Raw genomic sequence first — 12056 nt, 5'->3', positions numbered from 1 at the left:
ATGATCTGTTCTTCTGTAAAACGATTGCGCTTCATTCCCTGGTCCTCTCAATGGGCCAGAGCTTACTTCAAAATGGATTATTTCAACGGGGCAAGGTCAGAAGCCCAGTACGGCAGCCATGCAGCGGAACGATTAAAAAAACACACATCGGGAAGGATGAAGCTATGTATTTAGTCGCCTTTCAACATGATTGTGAATGTCGTACCTTTGCCGATCCCAGCACTTGACGCGGAAACGCTTCCGCCGTGCAGTTCCACGAGCTGTTTTACCAAGGCTAAGCCGATACCGAGTCCGCCGCGCGCATGCTCAAGGTGACTGTCGATCTGCGCGAACATTTCAAAAATCTTGTCGACTTCCCCTGGGTTCAGCCCAAGTCCGTTGTCGGTGACCCAAATCGACACATCCCTGCCCTTTTCGGTGATACCTACCTCGATGGTGCCGCCATCCAACGTGTATTTGGCGGCGTTATTAATGAGGTTTACCGCGCATTGCGTAACGCGGAAATCATCTGCGAACACGGTTACTGGCGTGTCGGGAAATTTCGTTCGCACGTTATGTTTTTTTGCCTCGATATTCGGCGCAGCCATACTTATGGCAGTCTTAAGCGCTTCCCGAAGATCAAAGAAGGATCTCTGTAGCTCAATTTTTCCCTGGGTGATGCGCGATACGTCCAACAAGTCGTCGACCAACCGGACCAAGTGAGTGATTTGGTCTTCCATCAGCCCAGTCACTTTTTCCGTTTGCGGTCCCTCAGGTCGGCGAGCTAGGAGTTTCAAACCAGCTTTAAGGGCAGCAAGAGGATTACGCAGTTCGTGCGCCAGCACAGCGAGAAACTCATCTTTGCGGCGATCGGCGAGTTGGAGTGAATTTGCTTGGGATTGTAAAACATCCCGTTGCTCGGCAATGGTCTGCCGCTGGCGATAAATTTCAAAAAAAACGTCCGTTTTACTTCGAAGAATATCTGCTTCGATCGGCTTCTGTATGAAGTCGACGGCACCGGCTTCGTAGCCTTGGAATCGTCTGGTTTCGCTGTGCGCGCCTGCCGTCACGAATATAATCGGTATTCGCCGCGTCCGTTCGTTGCCACGCATGAGCTCCGCCAGCTCAAAGCCGTTGAGGCCCGGCATTTGCACATCAAGCAAGGCAAGAGCAACATCATGCTCCAGCAAAAGCTCCAGCGCCTCGTCACCGGACCTCGCTTTCAAAAGAACAAGATCATCGCGTCTTAGCAAAGCTTCGAGGGAAAGCAAATTCTCCGGCAGATCGTCAACAAGCAGGAATTTGACAGGTGAACTCATGCTGCGATACTCGGCAAGTATGATGCGATTTGATCGAGAGGAAGGACGAGAGCATCAGGACAGGCATTTCTTGCAGCTTCGGGCATGGCAGCCGCGTAAGCACCATTTGGTTCCTGAACAATCGTCATTCCACCAGCTTTTGCAACCGCAGAAAGTCCTTTCGCCCCATCATGATTGGCTCCAGTCAATATCACTCCAATAAGTTGGTCTCCCCAAACTTCGGCGGCGCTTTCGAATGAAACGTCAATCGAAGGTCGGGAGAAAAGCACCTCGTCATCGCTTGAGAGTGCGATCGTAGACTTATCTTCTATCAGCATATGGTAATTTGGCGGAGCGAAATAAATCACGCCTGATTTGATGGGCTCCTTGTCCTCCGGTTCTATAGTTTGAAGCTGGCATTTCGCTGAAAAAATCTCCGATAAAACGCTGCGTTTGCCCGGCGGGACGTGTACAATGACAAAAACAGGCATATCGAAGTCACGGCCAAGAGCCGGTAGTATCAAAGACAACGCCTCGAGAGCACCCGCCGACGCACCAATGATGATAGCTTTGTAAGTTTTGGCTCTCAAACGTCTGCCCTCTGATAAATTTTCTCCTCTCGGACGAACTCACGGAACCCCTCTTCGTGCCGAGAAAACCTAAGCGTTTCTTTGGCGCCAAGACCTAGAAAACCGTTCCGCGGGAGTGCCTCTCTGAATAGCCCTATCGCCCTATCTTGAAGATCCTTGTTGAAATAGATCATGACGTTTCGGCAAGAGACAAACTGCATCTCGCTGAAGACCTGGTCGGTAACGAGACTATGGTCTGAGAAGACAACATTGCGCCGAAGACTTTTGTCGAGGACACAGCGGTTGTAGGCGGTATGGTAATAATCAGAGAGTGAGCTCTTACCACCAGATTGGCGATGATTTTCAGTAAACAACCGAACTCTTTCCAACTCGTAGATCCCAGATTCGGCCTGAGCGAGTGCTTCCGGATTGATGTCGGTTGCGTAGAAGATTGTTCGGTCCTCAAGTCCCTCCTCGCGAAACAGTATGACGAAGGAATAGAGTTCCTCACCCGTGCTGCAGCCTGCAATCCACACTTTTAGGGAAGGATAGGTTAGCAAGTGAGGGACAACTTTTTCTCGGATCGCCTGAAAGTAACTCGGATCACGAAACATTTCGCTGACCTGAACGGTAAGGTACCGAAGCATTTTGGGTAGCATATCCGCGTCGTGCAGAACGCGCTCCTGCATTGCGGTTATGGTCTCAAAGCCTAGCTGCTCGCGCGCTTGACGAAGGCGTCGTTTAATCGATGACGTCGTATAGGCTCGAAAGTCATAGTGATAACGATGGTAGAGCGCCTCAAGCAGAAGTCGAATTTCGATATCTTCCACCTTTTCGTAGGTTTCAATCATTTCGGCATCCAAACCCGAACCAGTGACAAGAGTTTTTCAACGTCAAGCGGTTTTGCCATGTAATCGTTGGCACCTGCTTCGATGCATCGCTTTTGGTCGTCTGGCATAGCCTTGGCCGTAAGCGTGATAACGGGCAGCTTCTTGAATTGAGGATTTGTGCGGATATGACGCGTTGCAGTAAGTCCGTCCATAACTGGCATCATGACATCCATCAGCACGAGATCGATCTTCGCGTCCGGCTTCTCCACAGAGAGCGTCAGTTTTTGCAGAGCCTCCTCACCATTGCGCGCTATTTCCACGAGCGCACCGCGCGGCTCCAGAATATTGGTCAACGCATAAACGTTGCGAACATCGTCCTCAACGACAAGGATACGTCTTCCCTCAAGGAGAGCGTCACGACTGCGCGCTTTGCGGATCATGTTCTGCTGCTCATCAGGCAAGTCAGAGACGACCTGGTGAAGGAAGAGCGTTACCTCGTCGAGGAGACGCTCAGGCGACTTTGCTCCCTTGATGATGATCGACTTGGAGTAGCGGCGAAGCCTTTGCTCTTCGTCTGCGGTCAGTACACGGCCGGTATACACGATAACTGGCGGAAAGGAGTGTTCGCTGTCCTGACTGATGGTCTCCAGAAGTGAAAAACCCGAGGCGTCAGGCAGTGACAGATCGAGCACCATGCAGTCGAATGTTCTGTTTTTGAGTTCGGCGAGGCAGTCTGCGGCCGTGCCAACACCGATCGTTTCTACCTCTGGCGAACCAATAAGCCTCGCAACTGCATCGCGTTGCACCTCGTTGTCTTCAACAATTAAAACCCTGCGTACATTTTGCGTAATACGTGCTTCTAGGGACTTCACGACGCCAACGAGCTGATCCCGTTGAACTGGCTTCAAAGCATATCCGATCGCACCAAGTGAAAGGGCCCTTTCCGAGTAGTCTTCCGCGGACACGATATGGATCGGAATATGGCGTGTACGAACATCTCGTTTTAAGCGATCCAATACGGATAATCCGGATTGGTCCGGCAGACCGACGTCAAGAACAATCGCACTTGGCATAAATTGCTTCGCCAGTTCGAGTGCCTCGTGAGCGCTGCCTGCAACGAGAGCTTGGAAGTCCAATTCACGCGCTAGGTCCCGCAATATCGACGCAAATGAGTGATCGTCTTCAACGATAAGCAGTTTTCGTGCCTGTTCATTGGCAAGCCTGCGGTCATCCTCGACAATTCCACGCGCGTTGCCACCATTCAATGCGGTTGCGCTCGAAGTACTCGACGCGGTCGGGAGATCGTTTTTTGGGGTAGTGCTGGACCGAACAGGAACAACTTGAACGGCAAGAGGAAGCTGTTCAGCATCAAACTTTTTCGGGATGAGCACTGTAAACGTCGATCCTGAACCTGGCTTGCTTTTGAGATGGAGTGTCCCCCCAAGTAGCCGTACCAGTTCGCGCGAGATCGACAGTCCAAGTCCGGTGCCACCAAACCTGCGGCTGATCGTGCTGTCGGCCTGATGAAACGCTTCGAAAATACGATGCTGCTGCTCTTCGGCGATCCCAATACCGGTATCCGTTACGGAAATCGCGATCTGCCCGCCCTCAGTCGACCGCACCAGTAGGCTGACGTGTCCTGTTTCGGTGAACTTGATCGCGTTGGCGATGAGGTTTTTCAAGACCTGCTCAAGGCGCTGCGGGTCTGTCTCGACAATTGGCGCTACGTCCTCAGCTATGTCGACCGCGAACCCCAAGCCCTTGTTGTCCGCAAGCGGCGTAAACATACGCTGCAGGGCATCGACAGTCCGCTGAATGGAAACCGGTTCAGGGTTGATCTCCACGTGCCCGGCCTCAATCTTCGAAAGATCAAGGATATCATTGATCAGATTCAACAAGTCGTTTCCGGACGATTGGATGGTCTGGGCAAATTTGACTTGCTCGGGAGTTAGGTTCTCGTCCGGATTGTCAGCCAGAAGCTTAGCCAGGATCAGAGACGAGTTGAGTGGCGTGCGCAATTCATGAGACATATTTGCCAGGAAATCCGACTTGTAACGGCTGGCTTGTTCGACTTCAGCCGCTTTTCGACTGATCGCCTCATTCGCCTTTTCCAGCCCATCTCGCTGCCGCTCAAGTTCTTGCGCCTGCTCTTCCAGCTGGGAGTTTGTCTGCTCCAGTTCGACCTGCTGTTGTTCCAAACGCGCCTGCGATTCCTTGAGCGCTCTTCCTTGCTCCTCCAGTTCCTCGTTGGAAACGCGTAGTTCCTCGCCCTGAACCTGAAGTTCCTCAGTCTGACGCTGTGTTTCGTGTAGCAGTTTTTGCAACTGTGTCCGGAACTCTGCCGATCTGATAGCGGTCGCAATTGTATCTGACGATTGCTCTAGCAGTTCCAGGATGTGATCGCCGACGGGATGGAGGAAACCGAGCTCGACAACAGCCTTCACCTTACCGTCAACGCTCGCTGGAGCAATCGCGAGGTGGCTCGGCTTTTGTCTGCCAAGGCCTGAACTGAAGTTGATGTAACCCTCGGGTAGCTCGCCGACGACAATAGGTCTCTGATTTGTAAGAACGTGCGAGAACAATCCCTCGTTTGCGCTTAGCCGCGACTGAAGCGTGTGATCAAGCGGCACGCCGAAAGTCGACGACCGCTCGAATCCGTCGTCATCTTTTACAAACAGAACCCCCGCTACTGCCCCAACATAACTGCTCAGGTAGCCAAGAATACTCTCACCGACGTCAACAGTATTTTTGTCACCCATGACGGCCTCGCTCAACCCCAATTGAGCTTGCTGCAACCACTCTTGTCTCCGCCGTGCGATCGTTGCTCGCCGCATCAGATAACCTATGACGAAGGTCAAGATCGTCCCAAGGAGACCTGCGCTGATAACCAGAGCGATCGCCGTGTTGTAGGCACTATTCATGGCAATAAGGCGCTGTGCGCGTTCTTGGGTCTCAACGACACGCATGTCAGCGATGGTAGAGCGAAGCGCGTCCATGGCAGTCTTGCCAACATCCGAATTCACCAGGGCAAGGGCAGCCTCGGCGTTCCCGTCACGCCTCATGTCGATCGTTCGGGAAAGCTCGTCCAGCTTCCTATCGACATCAGTCCGCAACTCGGCCAGACGTCTTTGCTGAACGAGATCTGATCCCATAACCGACTCAAGCTCCTTGAAGCGTGCGGTAAGTTGAGACCGTGCTCTTTCGTATGGCTCAAGATAGCGTTCGTTTCCTGTCAACAGGTAGCCGCGCTGGCCGGTCTCGGCATCTTGTACATCAGATTGCAAAAGGTCGATCGCAACGATCACTTCATGCGTCAGAACGACCTTCTGGTTGTTTTCACGAAGCGAACGTGTGGTTTGAAGGGATGCGACCGTGCTCACCACAAAGAATATTAGGGCTCCGGCAAGACCGATCAGGATTGGCATATCGAGACCGAAACCTTTGACCGGTCTAATGGCTGCGTCTTTTCTGTGCATTCGGGCGCCCTTCGAGAGATGAGGTAGCCTTCATAGCGCATTGGTCTGCGAGTCAATATGAGAAATGCCGAAAGCTCAGCGAGACCTCAGATTTTCGTCACCTTTACATTATTCATTTTAACTAGTTCAAAAAAAGGACGAAGTCGTTATCGGACATTTGCGGCAATCCGCAGTCGACTCTCTACCGAATCTAACGCGCAACTATGGAACTCGGCTTGTTCAACTGGCGATAGTCAATCAGACCCGCGCTCGTTCTTTTCAAGAAGATGATTGCGCACCATAACAAGCGTGTCGGTTAAGCGGTATTTGGTTCGTGTAGCAACCTGATATCCGTATTGCTCGGCTAGGAGAACGGATCGCGTGTTTTCAGGCGCAATGATGCAGGCAGACGATCGTGGTCTGACGGACAAATCAATCCATTGCAGCGCAGCGTCCAATGCCTCTCGGGCATAACCTTTCCCCTGCATTGCTGAGGACAAAACCCATCCGGCCTCGGGCACGTTTCTCAAATGCGGAAGGCCGACGCGGTGCCAGTCCGCAAATCCCATTTCCCCTACGAAATCACCGGACTTAGTCTCACGAATAGTCCAATAGCCATAACCAACCAGCGCCCAGAGGCCTCTATAACGTAAAAGGCGCTGCCAAACCTCATCGTCAGTGGAAGTACGGCCTCCGATATAACGGACGACATCTGGATCGCTCCAGAGCTTAACCATATCCCGGAAATCGGAGACTTCTGGCAACCGCATCGTAAGACGATCGGTCACGATGACATTTAGCGCCTCATTTTGCGTGCCAAGTGCTTCCATCGAACTCCAGCCGTCCTCACCTCTTACATCATCCGATCACGTCAAAATAGGTTGGGACCCAATAGATTGAAAGAGACGCTTGCACGGATCGGAACGTCAACGGCGGCTTGGTGGAATATGACCAGAGTTCCAGGCAATCTGCGATCGACGGAGTGATCCGGCAGCCGCGAAGAGGAACCGAGCTGACGTCAAAGAAGTTGGCGAGCAGTTACAGTCTTTTGGCAGCTATCCGTTCGCCTGCGGAATGCATTCACGCGCTCCCCTCATCAGTGTCCCTCGTAGACGTCAGATAGCGCTGTCGTTGAACCATGCTGCCTTATTAGGGTAGGTGTAAATTCCATAGAGAGGAACAACGAGGCTTCCATGACCACCGAACGTGACAATCCGGATTTGCACGCAGCAATCAACGAATTGGTCGGCAGATTTTATGCCGCGTTCGACAACCGCAGCGGACGGGTCATTAACGTGCGAGGTCTGCGGGAAATGTTTCTTCCTGAGGCAGTCATCGTGCGAGCCAATGCTGCTGAGGTGGAAACAATGAACGTGGATGCGTTCATCGTACCGCGCGAGCGGATGCTCAGCGACGGCTCGCTTATCGACTTTCATGAGTGGGAGACTTCAGCGACCACTCAGGTATTGCGTGGCATAGCCTGCCGCCATTCGACCTACGCAAAGAGTGGAATCTTCTCGGGCGAACCCTACGGTGGAAGCGGCGCAAAGTTCATTCAGTTGGTGCGGACTCAGAATGCTTGGCGCATTGCCGCCATTGCATGGCAAGATGACTAACATGTTCGTGCGGTGAAGCTGGTCTAAGAACGCTCGGACCGCTGAACAAACGGCTCATCATGGCTTGGTCATTCCGTCCATTAGAGATTGTCGCGTCTTCTCGTCTGCCGGGTAAAAGCATTCCAGCGTCAGTTCCGCGAGCGTAACGTCCACCGCAGTGCCGAACACGGTCGTTGTGGACAGAAACGTCATCACGCCACGATTTGCTTCGCTGCGAATGGAAAGTGTCACGGCAATGCGCTCGGTAGAGCTTGGCGGGCGGCGACTAGCGGGAAAAGGAAAACCGGAGAGTTCGGTGTGGAGCGCTTCTAGTACCGGGTCAGCAGATTGATCGATGTCTCTTCGAAGTCGTGACAAGACATGGTGACGCCATTCGGCGAGGTTCAAAATGCGTGGCGCCAGCCCCTGTGGGTGGAACGTCGCTCTAAGCACATTTATTGGAGGCCTCAGCAGCCTCTCATCGATGCCGATCAGCATCTGCCGCGCGGTATCATTGGCAAGCACTAAGTTCCAGTGCCGATCGACGGCCAGCGCCGGAAAGGGCGCATGCGCTCGCAACACTGCTTCCACGGCAACCAAAGCGTTTTCCATGTCTGGAGAGGAGAATGCACGCTCTTCATAGATCGGGGCGAAGCCCGCGGTACGCAGTAGTTGATTTTGCTCTCTCAGCGGTAAGCGAAGTGCTTCCGCAAGACGCAATAGCACATGGCGGCTAGGAGACGCACGGCCGCTTTCAATAAAACTGAGATGGCGAGTAGAGACCTCCGCTTCGCCCGCGAGATCAAGCTGGCTGAGTCGGCGTCTTGCCCGCCACATTCTCAATGCCTCACCAAGGGTCGTCGATATTGCGCTCATGTGGCGGAGACTAACGGTCTGGATCGTCGAAGTCATTACCTCGGAGGTAATCGTCTTCGTCCAGCGGCTGCGGCATTCTTGGTTCGTCATCTAATATGGAGGCGGACAATGACAAATCCCGAATTGCTGGCCAGTGAGTATCTCGCGCTCTGGAATGATCCTGACGCCACATCACGCGACCAGAGACTGGCCAACGCCTGGACACAGGGAGCTCGCTACGCCGACCCGATAATGGCAAGCGAAGGTTGGGAGGGCATCTCTGCAATGATCGCAGGTGTCCGGGCCCAACTTCCTGGCCACACCTTTACACTTCGGGGCGAGCCTGACGGGCATGGCTCATTTGCGCGGTTCTCCTGGACGCTCTCAGGCGAGGACGGAAGGCTGATCGCCACGGGGACCGACATCGTCCGCACAACGCAGGACGGTCAAATCGAAGAGGTCATCGGGTTCCTGGACAAGGAGTTCGTATGATGCCGGCATTTGTTTCACGCGGCGAAGGGCATTTTCTTCACGTCAGCGATTGGGGTGAGGGTCCGCCCGTGCTCTTCTTGGCCGGATGGGCTATGGGCGGCCGAATTTGGGGCGAGACTAGGCTTCATCTCAATGACGCAGGTCTTAGGACTATCGCTTATGACCGAAACGGACACGGTCGTTCTACCGATCGAGCAAGCTACTCTTACGACACTTTGGCCGACGATCTCGCTGTGGTGCTGAGGTCTCTCGATCTTTCGAACGTGACACTGGTAGCGCACTCCGGTGCCGGTGGAGAAGCAATACGCTACCTCTCCCGGTACAATGACAACCGGATCAAAAGGCTCATTCTGGTCGGCGCAACTGGACCTAAAATCATTGGCGTCGGCGGGGTCACGCTGGAGACGATGGACAGTCTATGCGGAGAACTTAGCTCCAACCTGTCGGGCTGGATCGACGCCAATCTCGAACTCTTTGCTCCTGGCGCTCCTACACGCGTCAAAGACTGGATGGGCTTGATGGCTATGGATTGCTCTCGCAGAGCTTTAATCGAGTTCCAACGTACGATCGCACTTTGCGACCTCTCGTCGGAAGCCTGTGATTTGAAGCTGCCAGTCACGATTATCCACGGTGACCGCGACGTCTCCGCGCCTCTGGAGTCCAGTGGGCGCGTATACGCTGCAACGATACCCGGCGCGGAACTCGTCGTTTACGAAGGTGTCGCACATGGAATTATGGTCACGCACGCTTCAAAGCTTGCCGACGACATTCGCAGGCGGGTGTTGGCATGATCAATTCGGCCTTTAATTGCACTAGCTGTCGGCATCAACTGTCAACGCTCTCACGGAATTCGATCCGAATAGAGTCACGCAGATACACTCTGCAAGTCGCCGCGACCATTATCGTCCTGTTTCCGGAGGCGCTAAAATGAGCTCACCCACACAACCTGAAACCTACGTCATCACCTTCCACGTATTCCCTGATCAAGTTAGCCGATTCCGCGCCCTGCTCGACCCGGTGCTGGACGCGATGCGTCATGAGCAGACGTTCGTGCGATCGACGCTACACGTCGATCCGGAGCGGAGAAACGTTTTCCAGCTTCATGAAACGTGGACAGATCGGGAAAACGTGCTGAACGTTCAGCTAAATCGACCCTATCGAGCGGCATGGCATGAGAACCTAGACGCTTTGTTGGTCGAGCCGCGACATGTTGCGATATGGACCGTTGCGAGGTCTGACTGACCATCTACTTCTCCAAGCAGGCCTGTCGACGCACGCAGTCGATCATCCGTAAACCCTTTTGTCCGAATACACGCCTAGATTTATTTTCACTATCGAAAGCACGCCTAACGTTACGTCAACCATATCCGCGATATACGAGGCGAAGTAAGGAATCTTATATAGACCAGCCGGTAAGCTTTGTCGTAAGGCGGACACAGCAATGCAGATCGATTTACAAACCCTTTGGTACTTAACCGTTGGAACGCTGCTGGTGTCAGCGTCCCTTCTCCTATGGGAAAGGCAGGCTCATCCGGTTCGCGCCCGCGTCCTGGGTGTTTTGGCCGCCGCACTCTTCTTGTTCATTCTCGGTTGTATGCTCGCGATGAACCGCAGCCACTTCCCGGTAGCGCTAGGCATGGCAGCTATCAACATCCTGATGATGTCAGGCTATCTTCTCGTCCTCAACGCAGTTGCCGGTCTCGATGGTCGACAATATGTCAGGTCGTCCGTAGCGACGCTAAGCTGTCTAATTACCGTCTGGGCGATCGCTGGAACACATTTTCCAGTCGTCTTCTGGAACCACGTTTCTTCTGTTCCCATTGCGCTCACCTGCGGCCTGACAGCATGGATACTGCTACGTAGCGGTACAGTGCAGCAATTGCGCTCACGTCCAATTGCAGTATCGATTTCGGCCTTCCATGCCGCGTTCTATTTTGGCCGAGCCTTCATTGCCCCTGTTCTCATTGAGCGCTACGGGCAAGAAATTGTTTCCATCGTCGCGGAGGTGACGATGTACGAAGCCGTCTTGTATTCGGTGGCGATGCCGATGTCCTTTCTGATGATTATTCGAGAGGAGGAAAAGCTCAACCTGCTCCGCATGTCACAAACCGACCAGTTGACCGGTCTTGCAAACCGCCACGCCTTTTTCGAGCAGGCGGCTCGAATGCTGCGAGAGCGGTGTGGAGGCCCCGTCTCCCTACTTGCTTTCGACCTCGACCACTTCAAAGCGATCAACGACCGTCATGGACATCCAACTGGGGATAAGGTTTTGCAACTGTTCGCCGACGCAGCCCGTGAAGAAGCGGGCCCCGGCGCACTGCTTGTCCGGCTTGGCGGTGAGGAATTCGCTGCGCTTCTTCCGCAGTGCGACCATTCCCAAGCTTTTAATCGCGGATCGGCCATCGCAAGCCGGTTCGCCGAGGCAACCGCTCAGGCAGAGGGCTTAAAAACTCGTGCGACTGTCAGTATCGGCCTCGCGGCACCGGACTGTCACGACCTCTCCGGGATGCTTGCAAGCGCCGATAGCGCGCTTTACCGCGCAAAAGCCCTTGGGCGGAACCGCGTCGAAACCGCTAGCCCAAACCAATTGCTGCTGCACTCCTTGGCCGATCCTTTGCGTGATCAGTTGCGGGCGATCTAGGACGAGAACTCACCATGCGATGTAGCGCCTTCGCATATTTGTTTTGAGTGTGCATCAGCCCCTAGCCAATTTGGCGGATAGCCGTCCTACCTAATCTCCACTGGGTTACCACCTGAAAGAGTTTGCCACAGCGGCGCCTGTAACCCTGAGCCTTCGATAAGGAAATTAAGCCTGCAGGCGGCCATGAACAGCGCCTCCATCGCCTACGTTATCGTTCGAGAGCGGCAGAGCACCATTTGCTAGTGACCTTGCCCCGTTGAAATAATCCATTTTGAAGTAAGCTCTGGCCCATTGAGAGGACCAGGGAATGAAGCGCAATCGTTTTACAGAAGAACAGATCAT

General features: G+C 53.6%; 11 protein-coding genes. 5 read left to right on the top strand and 6 right to left on the bottom strand.

Annotated features, from left to right (window positions below):
- Positions 1 to 170: 170 nt before the first annotated feature.
- The 5 genes from ACQZ5M_RS21015 to ACQZ5M_RS20995 all read right to left on the bottom strand — a co-directional run bounded on the left by ACQZ5M_RS21015 (position 171) and on the right by ACQZ5M_RS20995 (position 6961).
- Positions 171 to 1298, bottom strand: a complete 1128-nt coding sequence (locus ACQZ5M_RS21015; protein WP_449080800.1) for a hybrid sensor histidine kinase/response regulator — start codon at positions 1296 to 1298, stop codon at positions 171 to 173.
- A complete protein-coding gene (locus tag ACQZ5M_RS21010) occupies positions 1295 to 1867 on the bottom strand; it encodes a chemotaxis protein CheB (RefSeq protein ID WP_296078269.1) in 573 nt (190 codons plus the stop codon). The genes ACQZ5M_RS21015 and ACQZ5M_RS21010 overlap by 4 nt, the downstream gene beginning before the upstream one ends.
- Entirely contained in the window at positions 1864 to 2697 is an 834-nt protein-coding gene (locus tag ACQZ5M_RS21005) for a CheR family methyltransferase (RefSeq protein ID WP_449080798.1), read from the bottom strand. Before ACQZ5M_RS21005 ends, ACQZ5M_RS21010 begins: the two co-directional genes overlap by 4 nt.
- Positions 2694 to 6152, bottom strand: coding sequence for a response regulator (locus ACQZ5M_RS21000; RefSeq protein ID WP_449080797.1), 3459 nt, complete (start codon positions 6150 to 6152; stop codon positions 2694 to 2696). Before ACQZ5M_RS21000 ends, ACQZ5M_RS21005 begins: the two co-directional genes overlap by 4 nt.
- A gap of 233 nt (positions 6153 to 6385) precedes the next feature.
- Positions 6386 to 6961 carry a GNAT family N-acetyltransferase gene (locus tag ACQZ5M_RS20995; protein WP_449080796.1) on the bottom strand — a complete coding sequence of 192 codons (576 nt, stop codon included), beginning with the start codon at positions 6959 to 6961 and terminating at the stop codon, positions 6386 to 6388.
- Positions 6962 to 7324: 363 nt separating this feature from the next.
- Between ACQZ5M_RS20995 and ACQZ5M_RS20990 the strand changes: the two genes are divergently transcribed.
- Positions 7325 to 7747: a hypothetical protein gene (locus tag ACQZ5M_RS20990; RefSeq protein ID WP_449080795.1), complete on the top strand. Its 423-nt coding sequence runs from the start codon at positions 7325 to 7327 to the stop codon at positions 7745 to 7747.
- Between the two features lie 57 nt (positions 7748 to 7804).
- On the opposite strand, the gene ACQZ5M_RS20985 is transcribed toward ACQZ5M_RS20990, so the two are convergent.
- A complete protein-coding gene (locus tag ACQZ5M_RS20985; RefSeq protein ID WP_449080794.1) occupies positions 7805 to 8602 on the bottom strand; it encodes a helix-turn-helix domain-containing protein in 798 nt (265 codons plus the stop codon).
- Positions 8603 to 8710: 108 nt separating this feature from the next.
- On the opposite strand from ACQZ5M_RS20985, the gene ACQZ5M_RS20980 reads away from it, so the two are divergent.
- The 4 genes from ACQZ5M_RS20980 to ACQZ5M_RS20965 all read left to right on the top strand — a co-directional run bounded on the left by ACQZ5M_RS20980 (position 8711) and on the right by ACQZ5M_RS20965 (position 11714).
- The gene (locus tag ACQZ5M_RS20980) at positions 8711 to 9073 is read left to right on the top strand and encodes a nuclear transport factor 2 family protein (protein WP_449080793.1); all 363 of its coding nucleotides are present in this window, start codon (positions 8711 to 8713) and stop codon (positions 9071 to 9073) included.
- On the top strand, positions 9073 to 9864 hold the full coding sequence (locus ACQZ5M_RS20975; protein ID WP_449080792.1) for an alpha/beta fold hydrolase: 792 nt from the start codon (positions 9073 to 9075) through the stop codon (positions 9862 to 9864). Before ACQZ5M_RS20980 ends, ACQZ5M_RS20975 begins: the two co-directional genes overlap by 1 nt.
- A gap of 136 nt (positions 9865 to 10000) precedes the next feature.
- The gene (locus tag ACQZ5M_RS20970) at positions 10001 to 10315 is read left to right on the top strand and encodes a putative quinol monooxygenase (protein ID WP_296078549.1); all 315 of its coding nucleotides are present in this window, start codon (positions 10001 to 10003) and stop codon (positions 10313 to 10315) included.
- A 199-nt stretch (positions 10316 to 10514) separates the two neighbouring features.
- The gene (locus ACQZ5M_RS20965; protein ID WP_449080791.1) at positions 10515 to 11714 is read left to right on the top strand and encodes a diguanylate cyclase; all 1200 of its coding nucleotides are present in this window, start codon (positions 10515 to 10517) and stop codon (positions 11712 to 11714) included.
- Positions 11715 to 12056: the final 342 nt, after the last annotated feature.

The sequence above is a fragment of the Rhizobium sp. 22-785-1 genome, from assembly GCF_053521965.1.
The sequence above is the reverse complement of the archived record's forward strand: the minus strand, read 5'-3'. Positions and strand labels throughout refer to the sequence as shown.

Coding starts and splice junctions, on each gene's coding strand:
- ACQZ5M_RS21015 (WP_449080800.1), bottom strand. CDS start 1,298: ATGAGTTCACCTGTCAAATTCCTGCTTGTTGACGATCTGCCGGAGAAT.
- ACQZ5M_RS21005 (WP_449080798.1), bottom strand. CDS start 2,697: ATGATTGAAACCTACGAAAAGGTGGAAGATATCGAAATTCGACTTCTG.
- ACQZ5M_RS21000 (WP_449080797.1), bottom strand. CDS start 6,152: ATGCACAGAAAAGACGCAGCCATTAGACCGGTCAAAGGTTTCGGTCTC.
- ACQZ5M_RS20995 (WP_449080796.1), bottom strand. CDS start 6,961: ATGGAAGCACTTGGCACGCAAAATGAGGCGCTAAATGTCATCGTGACC.
- ACQZ5M_RS20990 (WP_449080795.1), top strand. CDS start 7,325: ATGACCACCGAACGTGACAATCCGGATTTGCACGCAGCAATCAACGAA.
- ACQZ5M_RS20985 (WP_449080794.1), bottom strand. CDS start 8,602: ATGAGCGCAATATCGACGACCCTTGGTGAGGCATTGAGAATGTGGCGG.
- ACQZ5M_RS20980 (WP_449080793.1), top strand. CDS start 8,711: ATGACAAATCCCGAATTGCTGGCCAGTGAGTATCTCGCGCTCTGGAAT.
- ACQZ5M_RS20975 (WP_449080792.1), top strand. CDS start 9,073: ATGCCGGCATTTGTTTCACGCGGCGAAGGGCATTTTCTTCACGTCAGC.
- ACQZ5M_RS20970 (WP_296078549.1), top strand. CDS start 10,001: ATGAGCTCACCCACACAACCTGAAACCTACGTCATCACCTTCCACGTA.
- ACQZ5M_RS20965 (WP_449080791.1), top strand. CDS start 10,515: ATGCAGATCGATTTACAAACCCTTTGGTACTTAACCGTTGGAACGCTG.